The sequence below is a fragment of the Psychrobacter maritimus genome, assembly GCF_904846345.1.
GTDB classification, from domain to species: Bacteria; Pseudomonadota; Gammaproteobacteria; order Pseudomonadales; family Moraxellaceae; genus Psychrobacter; species Psychrobacter maritimus.
This window is the reverse complement of sequence record NZ_CAJHAJ010000006.1, coordinates 141,899-162,397: the sequence shown is the minus strand read 5'-3', so window position 1 is coordinate 162,397 and position 20,499 is coordinate 141,899. Positions and strand designations below refer to the sequence as shown.

At 44.4% G+C, this 20,499-nt stretch carries 16 protein-coding genes; 14 read left to right on the top strand and 2 right to left on the bottom strand.

All coding sequences use genetic code 11. The annotated features are described in order from the left end of the window. Window positions 1-322 precede the first annotated feature (322 nt). From rsmH to JMX50_RS09760, 7 genes are all read left to right on the top strand, one after another. A complete protein-coding gene (gene rsmH / locus JMX50_RS09790) occupies window positions 323-1,339 on the top strand; it encodes a 16S rRNA (cytosine(1402)-N(4))-methyltransferase RsmH (RefSeq protein ID WP_201619651.1) in 1,017 nt (338 codons plus the stop codon). Window positions 1,340-1,572: 233 nt separating this feature from the next. Continuing rightward, window positions 1,573-2,088 carry a cell division protein FtsL gene (locus JMX50_RS09785; protein WP_227671009.1) on the top strand — a complete coding sequence of 172 codons (516 nt, stop codon included), beginning with the start codon at window positions 1,573-1,575 and terminating at the stop codon, window positions 2,086-2,088. Then, window positions 2,085-4,193, top strand: a complete 2,109-nt coding sequence (locus tag JMX50_RS09780; protein WP_201629385.1) for a peptidoglycan D,D-transpeptidase FtsI family protein — start codon at window positions 2,085-2,087, stop codon at window positions 4,191-4,193. Before JMX50_RS09785 ends, JMX50_RS09780 begins: the two co-directional genes overlap by 4 nt. Window positions 4,194-4,264: 71 nt before the next feature. Then, entirely contained in the window at window positions 4,265-6,016 is a 1,752-nt protein-coding gene (locus JMX50_RS09775) for a UDP-N-acetylmuramoyl-L-alanyl-D-glutamate--2,6-diaminopimelate ligase (RefSeq protein ID WP_201629384.1), read from the top strand. Between the two features lie 107 nt (window positions 6,017-6,123). Next, window positions 6,124-7,581 (top strand): UDP-N-acetylmuramoyl-tripeptide--D-alanyl-D-alanine ligase, encoded by a 1,458-nt coding sequence (locus JMX50_RS09770; RefSeq protein WP_201629383.1) that lies wholly within the window; start codon window positions 6,124-6,126, stop codon window positions 7,579-7,581. A gap of 3 nt (window positions 7,582-7,584) precedes the next feature. After that, the gene (gene mraY, locus JMX50_RS09765; RefSeq protein ID WP_183621046.1) at window positions 7,585-8,703 is read left to right on the top strand and encodes a phospho-N-acetylmuramoyl-pentapeptide-transferase; all 1,119 of its coding nucleotides are present in this window, start codon (window positions 7,585-7,587) and stop codon (window positions 8,701-8,703) included. A gap of 169 nt (window positions 8,704-8,872) precedes the next feature. Further along, window positions 8,873-9,820: a putative RNA methyltransferase gene (locus JMX50_RS09760; protein ID WP_320157654.1), complete on the top strand. Its 948-nt coding sequence runs from the start codon at window positions 8,873-8,875 to the stop codon at window positions 9,818-9,820. 94 nt (window positions 9,821-9,914) lie between these two features. On the opposite strand, the gene cls is transcribed toward JMX50_RS09760, so the two are convergent. Beyond that, window positions 9,915-11,366: a cardiolipin synthase gene (cls, locus tag JMX50_RS09755; protein ID WP_201629382.1), complete on the bottom strand. Its 1,452-nt coding sequence runs from the start codon at window positions 11,364-11,366 to the stop codon at window positions 9,915-9,917. A gap of 103 nt (window positions 11,367-11,469) precedes the next feature. After that, window positions 11,470-12,264, bottom strand: coding sequence for a YdcF family protein (locus tag JMX50_RS09750; RefSeq protein ID WP_201629381.1), 795 nt, complete (start codon window positions 12,262-12,264; stop codon window positions 11,470-11,472). 161 nt (window positions 12,265-12,425) lie between these two features. Between JMX50_RS09750 and arsC the strand changes: the two genes are divergently transcribed. The 7 genes from arsC to JMX50_RS09715 all read left to right on the top strand — a co-directional run bounded on the left by arsC (window position 12,426) and on the right by JMX50_RS09715 (window position 20,494). Then, on the top strand, window positions 12,426-12,833 hold the full coding sequence (arsC, locus tag JMX50_RS09745) for an arsenate reductase (glutaredoxin) (protein ID WP_201629380.1): 408 nt from the start codon (window positions 12,426-12,428) through the stop codon (window positions 12,831-12,833). Beyond that, on the top strand, window positions 12,820-13,635 hold the full coding sequence (arsH, locus tag JMX50_RS09740; RefSeq protein WP_227671008.1) for an arsenical resistance protein ArsH: 816 nt from the start codon (window positions 12,820-12,822) through the stop codon (window positions 13,633-13,635). Before arsC ends, arsH begins: the two co-directional genes overlap by 14 nt. Window positions 13,636-13,724: 89 nt before the next feature. Beyond that, window positions 13,725-15,035 carry an arsenic transporter gene (locus JMX50_RS09735; protein ID WP_201629379.1) on the top strand — a complete coding sequence of 437 codons (1,311 nt, stop codon included), beginning with the start codon at window positions 13,725-13,727 and terminating at the stop codon, window positions 15,033-15,035. A gap of 897 nt (window positions 15,036-15,932) precedes the next feature. Continuing rightward, window positions 15,933-16,346 (top strand): PaaI family thioesterase, encoded by a 414-nt coding sequence (locus JMX50_RS09730; RefSeq protein WP_201563775.1) that lies wholly within the window; start codon window positions 15,933-15,935, stop codon window positions 16,344-16,346. Window positions 16,347-16,571: 225 nt separating this feature from the next. Beyond that, window positions 16,572-18,086 (top strand): type I restriction-modification system subunit M, encoded by a 1,515-nt coding sequence (locus tag JMX50_RS09725; RefSeq protein WP_201629378.1) that lies wholly within the window; start codon window positions 16,572-16,574, stop codon window positions 18,084-18,086. After that, window positions 18,076-19,305, top strand: coding sequence for a restriction endonuclease subunit S (locus JMX50_RS09720; protein WP_201629377.1), 1,230 nt, complete (start codon window positions 18,076-18,078; stop codon window positions 19,303-19,305). Before JMX50_RS09725 ends, JMX50_RS09720 begins: the two co-directional genes overlap by 11 nt. Next, window positions 19,298-20,494, top strand: coding sequence for a hypothetical protein (locus JMX50_RS09715; RefSeq protein WP_201629376.1), 1,197 nt, complete (start codon window positions 19,298-19,300; stop codon window positions 20,492-20,494). Before JMX50_RS09720 ends, JMX50_RS09715 begins: the two co-directional genes overlap by 8 nt. Window positions 20,495-20,499 lie beyond the last annotated feature (5 nt).

Below are 20,499 nucleotides of genomic sequence, written 5' to 3'. Positions count from 1 at the left end.
TAACAGAGAGATGGGATATTTTTAACGAAAAGCCCGTCTAGCGCTTGACTACCAGTGTATCCTTGCGATAATAATGTTAGACAAGTCATAACTTGTTTATTTTCATCTGATTTTTTACTATTACTGACCAAAATGGTCGTCATCTACTGAGTCGTTTGTGTCCATATCGAATAATAAGCCAAAAAGTAAGCAAGATCTTAAAACAACCGCTTCGTCAGCCACTGATAACGCTAAGTCAGCGCGTGACTTGTCTGCGGTGGAAAATGACTTTGTTGTAGAGAGTGACTCTGCTAATTCATCCGCTCAAGAGTCTGTAGCTGCTATAACAGAGCAAACCACTTCTGATGAATTAAGTTTCGTTCATGATGCGGTGCTATTGCAAGAAACGGTCGCCGCGGTATTGGGTGTCAAATCACTGCCCAAGCAAACAGACGACGCAGGACAGAATAGCTTACAAATGAGTGGCATCTACGTCGATGCAACCTTTGGGCGTGGTGGCCATAGTCGCTTGCTATTGAGTCAGCTGGCCGACGACGCAACCTTGATTGTTTTTGATAAAGACCCAACGGCCATTAGCGTTGCTCATGAATTGGCAAATAGCGACAGTCGCGTAAAAGTGGTGCATGACAGCTTTGCGACCTTGACTGATAGCCTAGCGGCAATGGGTATCACGCAAGTTGATGGATTAATGGCGGATTTGGGTATCTCATCGCCACAAATTGATGATGGCAGTCGCGGTTTTAGTTTTATGCGTGATGGTGCAGTCGATATGCGTATGGATACCAGCCGCGGGCAGTCGGTTGCCGAATGGCTAGAAAAAGTCGATGATGAAACCTTGGCCAATGTACTGTATGAGTTTGGCGAAGAGCGCCATAGCCGCCGTATTGCCCGTGCGATCAAGCAAATGGACAGTTATGAATCCACGCTTGAGCTGGCAGAAGTGATAAAAGTCGCGCACCCAAACTGGCAACGCGGTAAGCATCCAGCGACGCAAAGTTTTCAAGCGATGCGTATCTTCATTAATAATGAGCTTGGCGATGTTGACGACTTTTTAGAGCAAAGCATTCCGATTTTAAAGTCGGGCGGACAGCTGGCGGTGATTAGTTTTCACTCCTTAGAAGATCGCCGTATTAAGCAGTTTTTGCAGCGTCATAGTAAAGGGCAGTATCCAGAAGATGAAAACTTACCGATGCCGCCGAAGCGTCCGCGTTATTTTAGTAAGCCAAAACGCGTCGGCCCTAGTAAAGCAGAAATCAGCCAAAACCCGCGCTCGCGTAGTGCATGGTTACGACTGGCAACCCGTACCGATACTGATTATGTAGCAGACGTTCAGCCATAGATATTCCTACTAAATTATGTGGTTAGAATATGACTGAATGTTTTAATGATTACGCGGCTGTTAAAAAGCTGTAAACATTCTCTGCTAGGCTCAGCAGTTACTTTTTTGCTTGGTTTTGTTTTATTTCTAATCTTATTTATTTTTATTGATGGTGCTGATGGCTCATGAGGGTGTGATCACTCGCAAATGGTTAGCGCTTTTTATATTTTGAAGTTCACTTTTTTGAGATCGTCATGGCAATATCTGACAAACCTGTAAACCGTCGCGCCGCAATGCCTCCTAATACCGATGTTGGCGAATTATTCGTGCGCCGATTTAATATGGTCAGTATTTACGTGGCCATATTATTGCTATTGGCGGCAGCAATTATCTGGAGCGGTATCAAAACTGCCGAAGGCGTGCAGCAATATCATCAGGATTATAAAACCTTGCAAGACATGAAAAAACAAGAGCGCAAACTGCAAGTAGAACATCAGCGTTTGCTCATCGAGCAGCAAACCTTTAGTGCGACCCCGCAAATTGCCAGTCGTGCCGTTGCTGAACTGGGTATGTTTTCGCCAACCCTTAAAGATAAGCTGATTATCCAACCGGGCGCGGCAGTTGCACAAGCAGCAACAACGCCAATCGTCGAGTCTGATGGCGCAGATGAAAATAAAGCTGAGACTGAAGTCATCGAGCCACGGGCTTCTACGGATTTATCTCCTGAGACTCCTACAAACGATGCTGATGCAGCGGAGGCTGGACGATGAGTGATAAAAAATCCAATGCCAATAGTGATAAAGCTGCCGCTAAGAATAACAACAAAAAACCAGCCAGCGGCAAAGTCACCAAGCCGTTACGCCGTGCCAGTGCCGCCAAATCTGGGCAAACGAGTAGCAAGCCTGATAATAAAACCAGTGATGGCCGTAAAGCCAAGCTATTTGGTCGCCTCAAAAAGAACGAAGAGCAGGGCGCTTATACCAGTGTTAAAAACCTAAAAAGTAAAAGAGCGTTTTTGGGTAAAGCGTCTGGCGCCTCTTCGCGTGGCGGTGTCGAGCAAGATAAAAACCGTTTTCGTATGATTTGGGCACTAGCACTGCTAATTTTGGTAGCGCTTATCGGCCGTGCTTATTATTTACAAGTGGCCAATGCTCAATTTTACCAAGATAAAGGTAACGAGCTTATCACCAGCGTGCGCACGCAAAAATCCTATCGCGGTATGATTACCGACCGTAATGATTTGCCATTAGCAGTCAGTGCGCCTCTAGCGACGGTTTCTTTTAGCCCGCATGATTATGCGCGCGAATATTACGAGCTTAAACGCATTATTTTGACCAATCCCGATAGTCCAAAGCTGGTCGCGCGTATGCAAAAGCGCTTGGATAATATGGATTTGACCACCCTTGCGGCGGCGGCCAATATCTCAGTCACTGAGCTTAAAAAAGTCACGGCTATCGATGACAGTATCGATGTAACCGATGAGGAAGCCGTTAAAGCGGCGCTACCATCGGGCGCAGGCTCGCATTATCTACCGCTACTCAATAAAGTCACCCCTGAGATTGCTCAAAGTGTTAGCTCGCTTGATTTTCCGGGCGTCTATGAGAAAAACTTCTTCCAGCGCTATTATCCGCAGCCGCAACCGAACTCGCAGCTGTTAGGCTTTATGGGCCAAAACGCCGATGATCCTGAAGGCGGTTATGAAGGCCGCGCTGGTATCGAACGTCAGTACGAAACTGAGCTGGCGGGCGATGATGGTAAAGTATTGGTACTCAAAGATGCCAAGCAAAATAGCCTGAAAGAAATTAAGCAGATTGAACCAGAGATACCCGGTAAAGACGTGGCGTTAACGATTGATTCGCGCTTGCAGTATTTGCTTTATAAAGAGCTGGAAAAAGCCGGCCGCTTGCAAAAAGCGCGCTGGTCAACGGGTATGATCGTCGATGTGCAAACCGGTGAAGTACTTGCTCTATCGACATGGCCGTCATTTAACTCCAACAATCTTAATGAGATGACCGGTGAAAACCAACGTAACCGGGCGCTGCTTGATGTCTTTGAGCCCGGTTCGGTGATGAAACCGTTTACTGTAGCCGCCGCTTTAGATTCAGGCAAGTATACGACGACGTCATTGATTGATACCAATCCTGGTTCTATCCGTGTGCGTGGTTATACGATTCGCGATCATAATAATCTAGGTCGTATTACTCTGGGTACGTTGCTACAGAAGTCTAGTAACGTGGCCTCGACCAAGATTGCGTTATCACTGCCGCCTGATGCCATTACCAATATGCAAAAGCAATTTGGCTTTGGCTCAAAAACACCGCTGCAATTCCCCGGTGAGGGCAGTGGACTTGTCGTGACGCCAAAAGAGAAAGAAACCTCAAGGCGGGCGACGGTCAGTTATGGTTACGGTCTGCAAGTGACATTGGCGCAGGTAGCACAGGCCTATTCGGCGCTGGCAGCAGGCGGGGTTATGCATCCATTAACGCTGACCAAAGATGGCGAGCGGCCGCCCAGTAAGCGTATCATGGCACATGAGCAAGCCATGTCTATCGTACAAATGATGGAAAGTGTGACCGAACCGGGTGGTACGGCTAAGGGTGCTGCTATCGATGGTTATCGCGTTGCTGGTAAAACAGGAACGTCGCGCCGTATCAATCCAAAAGGTGGCTACTATACGGACCAATATCGTAACGTCTTTGCGGGTATGGCGCCAGCGTCTAATCCTAAACTGGTCGGTGTCATACTTATCGAAGACCCGCGTGGTCAGATTTATGCCGGCTTAACCGTCGCTCCTGTCTTCCATAACGTCATGAAAGAGGCGCTGCGTTTGTATAATGTGCCGTTAGATAAGCCGTTAAAAACCGAAGAACAGTAGATAAAAAAGTAATCTTTTTAAATATTCCGCTATTAACCATTTGATGCGTTTTAACCGTTTAGGATTTGCCAATGACTCCGTCTATCTCGTCGCCAAGCAGCACCACAGTCACCTTGCAACAGCTGATTGAAGCCAGCGGTAGCGACAGTCATAGGCAGAACCATAAAGACAAACAAAGCCTAGCGCAAGCATTGACAGCGATGATAATCGCATCTAACAGTCAGTTGCCCAATCTAAAAACATCGCTTGCCAATATCCCATTTGAGCAGTTCTGCTTAGACAGCCGTCAGTTGGTAGCCAACGATGTCTTTGTGTTATTAAAAAGTCATACGCCAAACTGTCAAAAAAGTCGTGACTACCTTTATCAAGCCGCGCAAAATGCGGCGTTTATCCTAGCAGAAATTGACCCGCGCGCTTTGCTTACCAAAGCTAATGTACCGCCACATACCAATCTTGCTTTAACTGATGATAATGCTGAATCTATCGCACAGCAGCAATTGGACCGCCTGCCTTGCCCCGTATTATATGTGCCCAATATCCGTGATTTTTTAGGTGACTTGATTCAGGCGCGTTTGCAATATCAGCGGTCTGTAACCTTGCCGACGGTCGTCGCAGTAACGGGCACCAATGGCAAAACCACTATCAGCCAATTGGTGGCGCAATTGACGCAGCTAACTGACATGAGTAGCGCCGTGATGGGAACAGCAGGTAACGGTAGATTAGGCGCTCTGGTGCAAGCCAGCCATACCACCGGTGATGCCTTAGCGGTACAGAAGTTCTTATATCAAATGGGTACAGAGAATGCTGAGCTATTGGCATTAGAAGCAAGCTCGCACGGTTTAGATCAGCAGCGTTTACAAGGGATGCCTGTATCGGTGGCGATTTATACCAATTTGAGCCGCGATCATCTAGATTATCATGCCGATATGGCAGAGTATGCTGCGGCAAAAGCTAAGCTGTTTGATAAAGCACATTTCCCAGAGTTAACCCACGCCATCATCAATATCGATGACGAGCATGCACAGATTATGCTCGATACCGCGCATGCCAGCCAATTAACGGTTTGGACCTATAGTTTAGACCCAGCAAAATCTGCGAACTTTGTTGCCGCTGAAATCAAGCCAAGTTTGCACGGTGTTGAGATTGCGCTGCGTACTGATTTTGGTAACAGTGACTTTGATAATGCTGATTTTAAAAACAAAGAAACCAATGGTATTAATATCGTCAGCCCATTATTGGGTCGTTTTAACGTTGCCAATTTGCTGGCTGCTATTGCCGCAGCTGTAGCCCTAGGAATTAGTTTGGAGCGCATTGCGGCCGTTATCCCGCAGCTACAAGGTGCGGTTGGACGTATGCAGCGTGTGCCATCCAATGATGGTTGTTTTATTGTTGATTATGCGCATACGCCTGATGCGTTAAGCCAAGTACTTGCCAGCCTAAAAACCCATTGTAAAGGTCAGCTATGGGCAGTGTTTGGTTGTGGCGGCGACCGTGATGCGGGCAAGCGCCCATTGATGGCGCAAGCGGGATTGGCGGGCGCCGATAACGTTGTATTGACGGCGGATAATCCACGTACCGAAGACCCAAATGTAATCTTGCAAGATATGCAAGCAGGCATGACAAACGAGCAATATCAACGTGCCCATATCGAACCGGCGCGCCAAACCGCCATCGAATATGCGGTCAATCAAGCATCGCCTGATGATATTGTCGTTATCGCGGGCAAGGGTCATGAAACCTATCAAGAAATTAACCATGTTCGTTATGATTTTGACGACAGTGTTATTTTGCAAAATGCTTTAAAGCAAGCAGGGCGGGTATAGCCTTTATAGATAAATAATAGCGCTTGCGCCTCATTTTTTATACTTTTTAAAAAACATACATTCTCAAATATCAAAGATAAGTAGTCATCATATATAAGGTAATCATTATGACAGCCGACAACGATAACAGCATTCAGTCGCAAGGGCTGTATGTTTGGCAAGTAGACAATCTGCTTGCGGCAACCGCAACACTGGGTGGCCATTGGCAATTTGCTGATGGTCAAACGACATCAAGCAATAACAGCACGGGCGCAAGCAAACCCATTAGCAGCACTCGTATCGCTACCGATACCCGTACCATAAAACCCGGCGATATCTTTTTGGCGCTCAGCGGTGATAATTTTGATGGTCACGATTATATCGCTACCGCCATCGAACAAGGTGCGGTTGCAGCTATCGTTTCACGTCCCATTTCTGCTGATATTGCACAATTAGTTGTTGATGACACGCGTTTGGCGTTAGGACAATTGGCAGCTTATCGTCGTCAGCAGCATAAAAATTTGACTGTGATTGCCATTACTGGTTCTAGCGGCAAGACTACTTGCAAAGAGATGCTCGGTAGTATCTTTGGACGCTTGGCGCCGACGCTGATTACCCGTGGCAACCTAAATAATGACTTGGGTGTGCCGATGATGTTGCTCGAATTATCCGATCATCATCGCTATGCGATTTTGGAGCTAGGCGCTAACCATATTGGTGAGATTGCTTATACTACTGAGATTGTAAAGCCGGATGTCGCTTGTGTTCTCAATATTGGTACCGCGCATTTAGGGGAATTTGGCAGCCGTGAAGGCATTTGCCAAACCAAGGCTGAGATTTACCATACTTTGAATGACACGCAGTACGCTATCGTCCCTGATAAAGATGACTTTACCAATAAGCTGCGCCGTATCGCTGAAAAGCATACCTCTCACGTGATTGGCTTTGGCAATACCGATGTCAGTGCCAGCCATTTAGATGTTGAGCCTGAACGCAGCGAGTTTAAGCTGCATATTGGCAGCCAAGTCCATGATATCAATCTGCCGTTAGCGGGCGAGCATAATGTCAATAATGCCTTGGCCGCTGCTGCTTGTGCCCATGCGTTAAATATCGATATCAGTGATATCGTCGTCGGACTTGAAAATGCCCGTCCTGCTAAGGGGCGCTTAAACAGCCAACTACTCGGTATGCATCGTTTGATCGATGATACTTATAATGCCAATCCGCATTCGGTGCGAGCGGCAGCTAAGGTGCTTGCGGCGCAGACAGGTACGCAAGTGATGGTACTCGGTGATATTGCCGAGCTTGGAGAAGCGGCGGTCAGCGAGCATCAAAGTTTGGGTCGTACCATTGCGACCACCGGCATCAATGTGCTGCTGTGTGTTGGTGAATACGCCCCTTATACGGTGGCAGGCGCGCAAGAGATTTCTGCTATCAACGCCCATGCCTTTGCTGATAAAGACAGTTTATTGGCCTATTTACAGCCTTATTTACAAGCACAGCAAGCGCAGCCTTGTACGGTGCTGTTTAAAGGCTCACGTTCCATGGAAATGGAAACCCTTATCAATGCGCTAGTCGAGGAGTAGGCGGTGTTAGTTTGGTTGTTTGGCTGGCTTGGTCAGTATTATACGCCGTTTTCTGCGGTTTCTTCGTTGACGCTGCGCGCGTTACTAGCGGTCATTACCGCGCTTGCCTTTAGCATGATTTTTGGGGGACGCGTCATTCGACGTCTGCGTGCGCTGAAGTATGGTCAGGCGATTCGTAATGATGGTCCGCAGTCGCATTTGGCCAAAACCGGTACGCCGACCATGGGTGGGGTACTGATTTTGAGCGCGATTGGGGTCTCAACCTTGCTGTGGGCGCGATTAAACAATCCCTATGTGTGGATTTTGCTTATTGTGATGATTATCTTTGGCGCGGTTGGTTGGGCAGATGATTGGCTTAAAATTAAGTATAAAGACCCCAAAGGTTTAATCGCCCGCAAAAAATACTTTTGGCTCTCGATGGGCGCGTTATTCGTCGGTATATCTTTATATTATATTGCTACCTTGCAGCCGGATATGGCGACCACGCGTGAGATGCAGGATTTGCTGCTACCGATTTTTAAAGATTGGATAATTCCCTTCTCAGCCGTGCCGTTTGGTATTGGCTTTATTATCTTTACCTACTTTGTGATTAATGGTGCTTCTAACTCTGTCAACTTAACCGATGGCTTGGATGGTTTGGCTATTTTGCCCGTAGTTTTGGTCGCAGCAGGTTTAGGCGCCATGGCTTATGTTTCGGGTGACGTGCGCTTTGCGGATTACTTGCATGTACCTTATATTGCCTATAACTCGGAAGTGATTATTGTCTGTGGTTCGATGATTGGCGCGGGGCTTGGTTTCTTATGGTTTAATGCCCATCCAGCGCAAGTATTTATGGGTGATGTTGGGGCGTTAGCATTGGGCGCGATGCTCGGTACGATTGCGGTTATGACCCGTCAAGAGATTGCCTTTGCCATTATGGGCGGTCTGTTTGTCGCTGAAGCATTGTCGGTCATGCTACAGGTTGGCTCGTATAAACTGCGTAAAAAGCGCGTCTTTCGCATGGCACCATTGCATCATCACTTTGAAGAGATTGGCTGGAAAGAGACGCAAGTGGTGGCAAGGTTTTGGATTATTGCCATTATCCTTGTGATTCTTGGGCTGATGACCTTAAAACTGCGTTAAGTCATCAATAAAATAAGTCGTCAACAAAATATGAATAAAAAGCCATCTTAAAATCTAAGATGGCTTTTTTATGTCCTATGCTAACTTTTCTTTTGTTATGCCTTTTATCCCTTACGAAGCCTGAACTTTGTTAAAATGACAGCCATATTGTGATGACGTTGAGATACTTGTGAGCTTATTTATTTGTCCCCTTTGCCAATCACCTCTGCAACCAGCTGACGATACGTGGCGCTGTGATGGCAGCTTGCATCCAAAGCAAACGGCTCATCCGTTTGATGTGGCGCGTCAGGGTTATGTCAATCTATTACCGGTACAACAAAAAAAATCTAAAGCACCGGGCGATAGTCAGCAATCAATTGATGCGCGCAAACGGTTTTTAAATGTCGGACATTATCAGCCATTAAATGACTTAATTTGCCAAAAGATGGCGTCGCTACTGACGGCAAAAAAAGCCAGTATTAACCAAAAAGATAAGCCTATCAACTGGCTGGATATTGGCTGTGGAGAAGGCTATTACACGCAGGCAATGGCGCAAACGGGCATGGATGTACTGATTGCGGCGGATATCAGTAAACCTGCCGTTGTGGAGCTTGCAAAAACCAGTAAGGCTTTAGGTCGTCTTTGGTATCAGCCAGTTAAAGACGATTCTGCCACAGAGGTAATTAAAGCGGCAGCCATCTATCCACTGGTCACTAGCGCGGCGCATTTACCGCTACGCGCGCATAGCATCAATGGCATTAGCAGTATTTTTAGCCCCATCTTACCAGAGGCGTTTAATGAGGTATTAAGCGATGAGGGCTATCTAATCATTGCCAAGCCCGATATGGGGCATTTGGCGACGATGCGGGAGGCGTTATTTGATGACGTTCGTGAGCATGATTCTGAGAAGTTTTTGCAGGAATTAGCGCCTTATTTCCAGCTGCTAGAAACCCATCATATCAGCAGTAGTTTAAATTTATCGGCAGAGGAATTGGCGGACTTAATGACCATGACCCCTTATGCGTATCGTGCGCGTAGCGACAAGAGACAGGCGCTACTAGCAGAAGTGACAGCAAAGCCTTTTGAAACTGAAGCTAAATTTGTCATCTATATTTTGCAAAAAACAGCGGTTCAATAGAATTAATAAAGTACATTTAATGACAAATTATTTCATGTTAATACTTTTTCTTTAACAAATACTCATTAATAAGTACTCATGAACAAGGACTCATTTATAAAACCGGTCCCATAGTGGCAACGATATTATTCCAAATCCGATAAGACAGCGGCCAGTTTTTCACTTCTTCGCGCGTCACTTCATCAGAGTCAGCGATATACTGATATTGACGCTCGATAATAGCCGCGGTGAGCGCTTTATCACTAAAGAGAATGTTGTTTTCATAATTCAAATCAAAGCTGCGTAAATCCAAATTGCTCGAGCCAATCAAGCTGATTTGACCATCGACGGTTAGAGTTTTGGCATGTAGCAATCCGGGTTTATACTCATAGATTTTCACCCCTGCTTCTAGCAATTGCCAATAGTAGCTATGACTGGTTGCAGCGACGATAAAGGAGTCGTTTTTCTTCGGGAAAACCATCGTCACCTCAACTCCGCGATAGGCCGTCGCACATAGAATGCTCACCAGTGAATAATCAGGCACGAAATAAGGCGTAGAAATCATTAGCGTGTGCTGAGCTTGGCTAATCAAAGCGCCTAAAAACTGCGGCGTGGTGCCATGGCGCTGGGTCGGACCATCAGAGAAAACTTGCGCAGCAAAATCATTGGTCGGCAGATTTGGCTGCAAATCCGTCGCATACGGAAAGCTATCGAGCGGCGTATCAGGGTTTTCAGTCAGCCAATCACTGGCAAATAGCATCTGAGTTTGCGCAACGATGGGACCTTCGATGCGCAGCATAATATCGACCCAAGGGGCGTATTTGGGTTTTACCATAAACTCAGGGTCGGCACAATTTCGGCTGCCAGCGTAGCCAATCTTGCCATCAATCACGGTAATTTTACGGTGATTACGCAAGTCAATACGGCTGAATAGCAGCACTTTGAATATATTGGTCAACGGTAGGGCAACACTAAGCTGTACACCCGCGTCCTTCATTTCTTGCCATAGCGTTGAGCCGACCATCTTGCGCGAGCCCATACCATCGACCATTGCTCGGCAGGTAACGCCGCGCTTTGCGGCGCGAATCAGTGCTTGGGCGGTAGCAGTGCCCATACCATCGACCAGCCAAATATAATACAGCACATGGATATGGTCGGTTGCCGCATCAAAATCGGCAATCATACGACTGCGGGTCTCAGCGGCATCAGCCATCAGCTCGGCGCGATTGCCCACCGTGGTCTGAAAACCGGTGGCTTTTGCTGAATAAGCAAAGGCTGCTTGGTATTCAGGTTTGACGGCCAGTGTTAACGCCACATCGCTACCGAGTACTGCAGGACGGTGTTGACGTAATTTATTGATAATGTCTTCACGTTCACGCGCGAAGTTGCGCCCTAAATGCACCTCACCAAACATCCAATAAACCAATACGCCAAAATAAGGTAAGACGAATAAGATAACAATCCAAGCCAAGCGTGCGGGCGCGGTTAAATCATCACGTGATAGGACGCGCAAGGATATCAGTACCAGTAGGATAAAGTGAATGGTTAATAAGATGTCGATGAGCATAGGGCTGCCGTCCATTATTATTCTGGTTAATTATGGTTATTATTTTTATTTAAAAACGGTTTTATTTATCGTACTAATTTATGAACCGCTTTATTAAATTCTATCAATATTCGCCAAATAGCCAACCACTGACAAAGGCAAAATACTCGCGAAACCACGCATTATAGCGAATGGATAACGGCGTTGGGCTGGCGAGTAGAATAGGCTGCTGGTAGCCTTGATGCTTGGCAATGGCAGCGGCGCGAATGGTATGAAAGTCACTGGTCACAATGGCAATAGGCGCGGTAATAGAGACGCTTTGCGCCGCCAAAATTACTTGGCTATAGATTAAGTTTTCGGCGGTACTGGTGCTTTTGCCCTCTTGTAAAATGTGCTCAAAGGCAATGCCATGTGTCTCATGTAAATAAGTCGCCATAATACTGGCTTCACTGCGCGTCTGCCCCATACCTATACCGCCACTGGTCAGCGCTAGCGCCTCTGGCTGTGCTTTAATCAGCGGGGCGGCCGTATCTAAACGCTGAGCAAGCGTCGGTGTTGGCTTTCCTGCGATAGTACCTGAACCTAATACAATAATCGCCGCGACCTCAGGCACAGGCTGTGCGCTGCGCTTAATCTGCTGCTGCAACGAGAAAATAAATAACCCGAAGCTTATAAGCCAAATAAAAAACAGCAGCCATAGCGCATACCAAAGACGATTGCGGAAAGGGTTTTGCCTAGTAAATTTGCGGATGGCATGCCAAAATATCCCATGGGTGACAAAGACGCTGCCCAATAAAAACGGCACGACAGTGCCAAAGTTAATTTTGCCGACCGTCATTAACACGGCACAATCAACCATGATAACGGCACCGATAGCCACCAATCCAACTCGCGCTATAATGAGTAATTTTTTTGCCATAGTTTTGCTTTTATTAGGTAAAGATGCTTCTCTTTAGTTTAATTTTTAATGAATCAAATGTTGCTTTGTTTATTTAATCAAACGTTGTTTTAATTACCTGGCTGTTTGGTAATATTCATATATATCAAATCCAATCCCTTTAACGTTAAGAGGAAAACCTTATGACGCCAATGATTTTTCATAATCCAAAATGCGGCACCTCTCGTAATACACTGGCTATTATGCAGGCTTCAGGTGAGACGCCAGACGTGGTGGAATACCTAAAAACACCGCCGTCTCGTGAGTACTTAGTTGAGCTATTGGCATTGATGCACATCACGCCGCGCGAGCTAATACGCAGTAAAGAAAACGTCTATAGCGAGATTGGCTTAGACAATCCAACATTGACCGATGCGCAATTGATTGATGCCATGATAGCGCACCCTATTTTAATCAATCGTCCTATTGTTGTTACCAATAAAGGCGCGGCGCTGTGCCGACCGTCAGAGCGAGTGTTTGAATTACTGGAAAATCCAGTCAGTAGTTTTACCAAAGAAGATGGGGAAATCGTCAAACATGTCAAAGGTTAAAGACACCGCAACCCTAGCAGTAGCAGACGGTCTTAATAATAAAAGTGATAGCAATATTGGCGCTACTGATTTACCCGCTGCTGATTTACTTAAAAACGATTTGCCCAATATTGATTTCAGTCAAATACACGCTATTGATATTGAGTCTTTGGTAGGTAAAGATGACCCACGCCATGCACCAAGAATATTGGTGTTATATGGCTCTTTACGTGCGCGCTCATTTTCCAGATTGGCGGCAGAAGAAGCAAGCCGTCTATTGCGTTGGTACGGCTGCGAGGTGCGAATGTTTAATCCATCAGGCTTGCCACTGCCAGATGACGCAGATGCCGACCACCCAAAGGTACAAGAGTTACGCGAGCTGGCACAGTGGTCAGAAGGCATGCTATGGGTCAGTCCAGAACGCCATGGCAGCATTACCAGTATTATGAAAGCGCAAATTGACTGGATTCCGTTGGCGCTAGGCGGCGTACGTCCGACCCAAGGTAAAACGCTGGCTATTATGCAAGTCAGTGGCGGCAGCCAAAGTTTTAATACCGTCAATCAGTTGCGTATTCTTGGGCGCTGGATGCGCATGATTACCATCCCCAATCAATCCTCTATCCCAAAAGCGTTTTTAGAATTTGATGATAATGATCGCATGAAAATGTCACCATTATATTTGCGAGTCGTCGATGTTTGCGAAGAGTTGGTCAAATTTACCTGGCTTACCCGTGGGCGCTCGGCGTATCTGACCGATCGCTATTCAGAGCGGGTCGAAAGCGCTGCAGAAGTATCGCAACGCGTCAATCAAAAATCGCTCTAACTTCTTTGTTTTATTATTGGTTTTATTATTGCACTGATGAAATTTTCATTGTTTTATTATTGCTTCAATTGCCCCATTAAGGTTACTTCATGCTCGCATTCGCTATTTTTATCGTAACTTTGGTCTTAGTCATCTGGCAGCCTAAAGGGCTTGGCATTGGTTGGAGTGCGATGGGCGGCGCTTTGGTTGCCTTGGTATTTGGTGTGGTGCAATGGTCTGACGTTGGTATCGTTTGGGATATCGTTTGGGATGCCACTTTTACCTTTGTCGCCCTGATTATTATCTCCCTTATTTTAGATGAAGCGGGATTTTTTGGCTGGGCGGCATTACACGTCGCTCGGCTTGGCAATGGGCGCGGGCGTTTGTTGTTTCCGATGATTGTGCTGTTAGGGGCGTTTATCTCCGCCTTCTTTGCCAATGATGGCGCGGCCTTACTGCTGACGCCAATTGTGATTGCTATTCTGCTGCGCCTTGATTTTGCCCCCAAATCTGCTTTAGCTTTTATTATTGCCACTGGTTTTATTGCTGATACCGCAAGTTTGCCATTAGTGACTTCTAATCTGGTCAATATCGTCAGCGCTAATTATTTTGATATTGGTTTTGGTCGCTATGCGGCGGTGATGGTACCGGTAAATATCGTCTCTGTCCTAGCAACGCTATTGGTATTGTGGATTGCTTATGCGCGGCATATTCCTACACACTACTCAACGGCAAGTCTTAGCTCACCACAATCCGCTATCAAAGACCCGCTGGTGTTTCGAGCGGCTTTTCCACTGCTGGCATTATTATTAATCGCTTATTTCGCGACTGAATCGCTCGGGCTGGTTATCTCCGTAGTGACGAGTGCCGCGGCGCTTATACTAATGGCGATTGCTGGACGCTGGTGGCAAGGTGGACGTGATGCCAAGTTTTCTATGACTAATATTCTTAAGAAAGCCCCGTGGCAAATTGTGTTGTTTTCAATTGGTATGTATTTGGTGGTTTATGGTTTGGGCAATGCAGGACTTACTGCCTATGGCGCGCAAATACTCAATTGGTTAGGTCAACAAGGCGCGCTCGTTGCGACGGTTGGCACAGGATTCTTATCCGCCATCGTAGCGTCTGTGATGAACAATATGCCGTCGACGCTGATAGGCGCGCTGGCAATTGATAGCGCCCAAGTGCCCACTGCTACTCGAGAGTTGATGATTTATGCCAATGTTATTGGCAATGACTTGGGACCAAAATTCACGCCTATTGGTAGTTTGGCGACGTTATTGTGGTTACACGTATTGGCAGAAAAAGACTATAAGATAAGCTGGGGACAATATATGAAGGTCGGTCTGCTGATAACGCCGCCGGTGTTATTAGCAACGCTATTGGCATTGGTGTTTTGGTTGCCTAAATTACCGAGCGTTTAAGGGTGGGTCTTGAAGGTTAAATATAAGCTTTAGGCTTTGTATTTCAAAGGAATTAATGGGTATTTAAGATAGATAGGGAAAGCAGGAGATATATAAGATTGGCGGTGAAGGAGGAAGCCCAACTACTATTATAGGTAATTGATACTTAAGGTATTAATATTTACGTTTGTATTTATAGACCAGCTATTAGACCAACACTTATTAAGTATTGAATGCAAGATGGATATTGGGATTTATCTCATAATAAAATGTAACTAAGTATTTCTAAGTCATTATTTGATTTCAAACATATACTATCACTAAAAAACTGTTTCTAGTAAGTTAGGCTCATTTTTCACTCATATTGTTTAAACCGTGTAGCATTGTCATAGTCACGCCAAACAGCTCCAATGGTTCCTTAACCAAGATGTCTGCATGATTCTCATTGTATACTCGTAAGATAATTTTTTCACTTATTATCAATATTATGATGGTGAAGCATTCTGTTACCAGTGCAGTGATAATTTTTTTGCAGCAAGCTGTCAGCGAGTGATCAATTATTAGAGTAGTATTGGGATAGATGCTGGTATAAATCATACTGCCAACTTTTATGTTAATCAGATAGAACGATGCCTTGCAAAGATGACTTTAGATATAGAAATAGATGATTGAAAAATCTGAGCGCAGGTAAGAATCAGAGGACGATGATTGTCGTGAAGTTTTGAGATAAATGGTTAGGATGGTAATGAAGCTTTCTATTTGTCTTGCTTTTCAGTAATGCTATCCTACAAGTTAGATAAGATTTTTAACTCATTTAAATAAATGTCCACTCCTTACGTTCGACGATAGTAACAGACCACTAACCTTTGATGAGAAAGTCGGTTAGGTCATAAGAATAATTAGACTCTAGGAGTATGTATGTCTGCAACCAAAGAAGAAATAGCTGCCTTTTTAGCGTTAGAGTTTCCTCAAACCAAATGTATTGTTGAAGCAGTAGGTAATAGTGGTTCGACCTTATCACATGATATCGGTATAGACGAGCTGCGTCCTGGTGGCACTGTCTCAGGTCCTGTATTGATGAGTATTGCTGATGTCGCACTCTATGTAGCTATACTTGGCAAGATTGGAATTGTACCGTTGACAGTGACGACAAGCCTGACCATTAATTTTTTGCGTAAACCCTCAGCAGAAGCACGTATTATTGCTGAGTGTAGCTTGCTAAAAGTAGGTCGCACGCTTATCGTAGGCGAAGTTTCTTTATATTCAGAGGGCTCTAGTGACTTGGTCGCACATGTTGTTGGCACCTATTCCGTACCGCCTAAGCATGATTAAATGACTTATACATATACACTGTTAAACATATCTTCTCAGTACCCATAATAGTCACATTGTTATCAAGTATTTTTGTGCTTTGGCCCCTTAGTTTATTCAATTAATTTATATAAATATCTACTAGAGTTGAACTTCTAGCCACTAATATCCGTCAACCAGCCTAGACCCTGCTATCATTACCTCACTATAAAAACTCTTACCTTCCAAAGTATCTAGGAACCATAAATGCCCAGCCAAATCAATCAAGACGATATTAATAAAGCCGTATGGAATGCCTGTGACACCTTCCGTGGGGTCATTAGCGCCGATACCTATAAAGACTTCATCTTAACTATGTTGTTCCTAAAGTATTTGTCAGACGTCTATCGCGATGAGTACAACAAACTGGTTGAGCAGTTTGGCGACAACCCAGAACTGATCCATGCCATGATGTCCAAGCAGCGTTTTGTATTGCCTGAAGGCGCCAGCTTTTGGGATCTATACGAGCAGCGCCATCAGCCGGGCAACGGTCAGCGTATTGATGAAGCGCTACATGCGATCGAGGAAGCCAACGGCACTAAGCTAAAAAATGTCTTTCAAGACATCAGCTTTAACACCGATAAATTGGGTCAAGAAAAACAAAAGAATGAGCTTCTACGCCATTTATTAGAAGACTTTGGCAAAGAGATTCTGAACCTAAGCGTTGAGCGTGTTGGTAGCCTCGATGTTATTGGTAATGCGTACGAGTTTTTGATTAAGCACTTTGCAGCTAGTAGTGGGGCAACGGCTGGTGAATTCTATACGCCACCAGAAGTATCGAATTTACTGGCGACTATTCTTGAGCCTGTCGAAGGTGATGAAATCTGTGATCCTGCTTGTGGTTCAGGGTCGCTACTCATTAAGTGCGGGGCGATGGTACGCAAAAACTCAAATTCCAAGAAGTATGCGCTATACGGCCAAGAAGCCATTGGCTCGACATGGGCACTGGCCAAGATGAATATGTTCCTACACGGTGAGGACAACCACCGTATCGAGTGGGGCGATACCATCCGTAATCCGCTGCTACTCGATAAAGACGGCAAGCGCTTATTGCAGTTCGATGTGGTGACCGCCAATCCACCGTTTTCACTAGATAAATGGGGTCATGAAGATGCCAGCAGCGATGCCTATGGTCGCTTCCATCGCGGTGTACCGCCTAAGACTAAGGGCGACTATGCCTTTATCAGTCATATGATCGAAACCCTTAAGCCTGCTACTGGTCGCATGGGTGTGGTCGTACCGCATGGTGTGCTGTTCCGTGCATCTAGTGAAGGCAAAATCCGTCAGCAGCTCATCGAAGAAAACCTGCTCGATACAGTGATTGGCTTACCCGAAAAGCTGTTCTTTGGTACGGGTATTCCTGCGGCAATTTTACTGTTTAAAAAGAATAAAACCGATGACAAAGTTTTGTTTATCGATGCCAGCCGCGAGTTTAAATCAGGCAAAAACCAAAACCAGCTCACCGATAGCAATATCGCTAAAGTCATTGAAACCTATAAAGTGCGGGAAAGCGTCGATAAATATGCGTATCTAGCCAGCTTTGATGAGATAAAAGAGAACGACTTTAACCTAAACATTCCACGCTATGTCGATACGTTTGAGGAAGAAGCGGAGATTGATTTGGAGGCGGTGCGTTCTGAGCGTTTGGCGCTTAAAGCCGAGTTAAACCTGTTAGAGGATGAGATGGCAGGATATTTGAAGGAGTTGGGTTATGGTGCCTAAGGGTTGGAAAAAAGGCTTAGTCTCAGATTTAGCTGATACAGTCATGGGGTATGCGTTTAAAAGTAATGACTTTGTGAAAAAAGGAATACCTTTAGTACGAATGGGTAATTTATATCAAAATCAGTTCCAACTTGATAGGAGCCCAATATATTTACCTGATGACTTCGCCACTGAATATAAAAGGTTTTTGCTACAGTCAGGTGATTTAGTTATGTCAATGACTGGAACAATGGGTAAAAGAGACTATGGTTTTGCTGTAGAAATTCCTGAAAATACTCAGGACTGTTTGCTCAATCAACGCGTTTTAAAAATCGAACCAAGAAACAGCGACGCTAAAGGTTTTGTTCTAAATGTTTTAAAAAGTGAGATTTTTCTATCAAAATTATATTCTTTGCCTGGTGGAACTAAGCAGGCTAATCTGTCAGCTACTCAAATTAGAGAAATATCAGTTTTAATTCCACCTCTCCCAGAACAACAAAAAATCGCCAAAATCCTATCCACTTGGGATAAAGCGATTAGCATGACTGAGCGTTTGATTGACAATAGTACCCAGCAGAAAAAAGCCTTGATGCAGCAATTGCTCACGGGTAAAAAGCGTCTGCTTGATGATGAGGGTCAGCGGTTTGAGGGTGAGTGGGAGGAAGTCAGTATAGGATCTACTTCAAAATGCTTTTCAGGTGGAACACCTTCTAGAACAAAGGATGAGTATTACAATGGCAATATACCGTGGATTACTTCTGGGAAATTAAATGATAGATATGTTGATTCTGTAAATGAATATATAACAGAGCTAGGACTCCAAAATTCTTCCGCAAAAATAGTTAAGAATGGAAGTATTCTTGTTGCTATGTATGGCGCAACAGCGGGGAAAGTAGCTTTAAATACGCTAGATGGTGCAACTGTGAATCAAGCAATTTTAGCATTAGAGCCAAAAGAAAAATCCCATAACTTATTTTTGTTTTATTTACTTGAAGTTGAAATGTTGAAAGCATTACTACTGGTTCAAGGTGGACAACCTAATTTAAGTGCAACAATTATTAAAGCTATAAAGATTAAAGTTCCGACTTATATTGAACAACAAAAAATCGCCATCGTGTTAACCAATGCTGATAAAGAAATCGAGTTGCTTGAGCAGCAATTGGCGGATTTACAGCAAGAGAAAAAGGCGTTGATGCAGGTGTTGTTGACGGGCAAGAAGCGGGTGGTGGTTGATGATTGATTTTCATTGGTCTCATATAACTCGAACCTTTCACCCTGTAGGACAAGGAGCATTTTATTCCGAGCGTCATACTAAGCAAGGAGTATTTTATTCTGGGAATACTATGAGTTTCAATATAGTCTATGATTGTGGAGAATGGAAGCAATCTAAACATGCTCAGTCAGTCGTTAGCACAGCATTCTCAAAAGAAGAAGATATAGATGTGCTATTTATTTCCCATTTTGATTGGGATCATGTATCTACAATTTCAACTTTAATAAGTTCAACCAAGTCGATTCGTACAGTAGTACTTCCTTTGCTTACAAAAAAAGAAAAGAACTTACTTATTAATTTTAATCGAGTTTTATCATTGGGTATATTAGAGTTGATTGATGACCCTAAGTCATTCTTTGGACCAACAACAAATTTCATCTATGTAAGGTCAGATAGTGACAGGGACTATACTGAAGAGGATAATGAAGGTATAGATTTACAAGATTTTTCGCAAAGCAACTCAAACAGTATTACGATTAACAGTGGAACTCCATTGGAAATTGGAAATGCTTCTAAATGGTTTTTCGTTCCTTATAATCACAAAGATACAGAACGTAAGAAGGAGTTATTAGAAGCTCTTCAAATTAGAGGTTTTAATATTAATAGATTAGAAAATGATTCGAATTATACACTATGCAAATCAACTGATCGTAATACGCGTAAAGAGCTCAGAAGCATATATGATAGTTTGAGTGGCAAAATTAACGAAAACTCCATGTTGCTTTACTCAGGCCCCTCTAATATTAGAAGTAGAGATTGTATACTAATTAGTGAATTTGTTGGAGATGAACTAGATTGTACTTACTCATCTTCCTACAAAGCAGGCTGTATTTACACTGGTGACTGCGATTCAAACAAAGTGCAGTTAGGTAGTGTTTATTCACGGTTTATTGATTATATTGGTGTAATACAGATACCTCATCATGGCTCTAAGTACGATTTCAATATAGACGTATTCAAGGCTTTTGATTCTTTAATATGTCCTGTATCTTACGGCACTAAAAATACTCACGAACACCCAGCAGCAGAGGTAATTAATACCCTATCTTTAAATCACTTTCGCCCTATTTTAATAAATGAGCAACTGAATTCTATATTTAGACAGCGTATTTGTTGTTTCGAGATCAAAAGAAATAAAAATCTAAGTAAAGTGTGAGGGGC